At 66.6% G+C, this 1,566-nt stretch carries 2 protein-coding genes; one reads left to right on the top strand and one right to left on the bottom strand.

The genetic code is table 11. From position 1 onward, the window contains the following. Positions 1-888: ATP-binding cassette domain-containing protein (locus OC446_RS30310; RefSeq protein WP_262032578.1), on the bottom strand; the 888-nt coding region annotated here is incomplete at its 3' end. Positions 889-1,092: 204 nt separating this feature from the next. Here OC446_RS30310 and OC446_RS30305 point away from each other — a divergent pair. Beyond that, the coding region (locus OC446_RS30305) for an FAD-dependent monooxygenase (protein WP_262032577.1) at positions 1,093-1,566 on the top strand (474 nt) is incomplete at its 3' end.

Here is a 1,566-nt window from a genome sequence, read left to right as displayed (position 1 = left end):
GACGCCGGCGATGCCCACCACTTCGCCAGCACGCGCCTCGAGGTCGATATCGCGCAGGGCCTGCCCGTGGAGACCGGCTGGCGCCATCGACAGGTGCGAGACCCTGAGCATCTCGCCCAGGACATGCTGCGGTGCGTCGGTTCGGACTTCGCCGACCTCGTTGCCGACCATCAAGGCGGCGATCTCGCGGGCGCTCTTGGCCCGAGGATCAATGGTGGCGACCACCCGCCCGGCCCGCAGGATCGTGGCGCTACGGCAGAGGCGGCGCACCTCCTCCAGCTTGTGGGAGATGTAGAGAATGGAGCAGCCCTCGGCCGAGAGACGGTCCAGGGTGGTGAAGAGATGCTCGGCCTCCTGGGGCGTCAGGACCGAGGTCGGCTCGTCCAGGATCAGGAGCCTCGGGTTCTGCAACAGGCAGCGGACGATCTCGATGCGCTGGCGCTCGCCGGCCGACAGGGTCCACACCGCCCGGTCGGCATCCAGCGCCAGCCCGTAGGTCCGGCTGATCTCGCCGAGCTTGCTGCGGACGGTGGACAGGCTCCACTCGTTCGACAGGGCGACGGCGATGTTCTCGGCGACGGTCAGCTCGTCGAACAGGGAGAAGTGCTGGAACACCATGCCCAGGCCGAGATTGCGCGCCTCGACTGGGGACCCAATGGTGACCGGGCGGCCCTCCCAACGGATCTCGCCGGCGCTCGGCTCGATCACCCCGTAGAGGATCTTGACCAGCGTCGACTTGCCCGCGCCATTCTCGCCCAGAAGGGCATGGATCTCGCCGGGCTGGATGGCCAGGTTGATCCCGTCATTGGCGAGAAGGTCGCCATAGCGCTTGCTGATCCCTTGAAGTTCGACGAGGGGCGTCCCCGATGATGATACGTCTGCCTTCACACAAGCGACTCGGATTTCAAGGGTTGCAGCGGGTTAGGAATTTGCACATGGATGACGGCCCGCGCGGCTCTTGGCAAGGGCCGAACGGGTAGCGAGCTTCCGTTATGGAATAATCATAGGGAAGCGTTGCGCCGGTCGGCAATGCCGAATCCGTGGTTTATTGTGAGTCCGCGAACCGTCCACAACCTGATGGTGAAAGAGCCCGTGACCGAGAACAGCTATGACATCGCCGTGGTCGGCGCCGGAGCCGTGGGCCTGAGCGCCGCCCTGGCCTTTGCCCGGGACGGCTACGAGACCGTTCTCATCGGCGGCCTCGACGTGCGCAGGGACGGGCGGACGGTCGCCCTCCTCAACGGCTCGGTCCGTTTCCTGGAAGCCCTCGGCGTCTGGCCGGCCGTTTCTGCCGTTGCGGCACCACTCGAAACCATGCGCATCATCGACGACACGGGCAGCCTGTTCCGCCCTCCCCCGGCGTCGTTCCGGGCCGGAGAGATCGGCCTGGACGCCTTCGGCTGGAACATCGAGAACGTCGCTCTCGTCGAGACGCTCGCGGAAGCCGCCGGGAAGGCCGAGCACCTGACCCTCGTGCCGGAATTCGCCACGGACTTTACGACGGATGAACGGGGCGCAGCCCTGACTCTGGCCGGCGGGACGACGATCCGCGCCGGGCTCGTTGTC

The organism is Microvirga sp. Mcv34 (genome assembly GCF_024519725.1).
Lineage (GTDB): Bacteria > Pseudomonadota > Alphaproteobacteria > Rhizobiales > Beijerinckiaceae > Microvirga.
The sequence above is the reverse complement of the archived record's forward strand: the minus strand, read 5'-3'. Positions and strand labels throughout refer to the sequence as shown.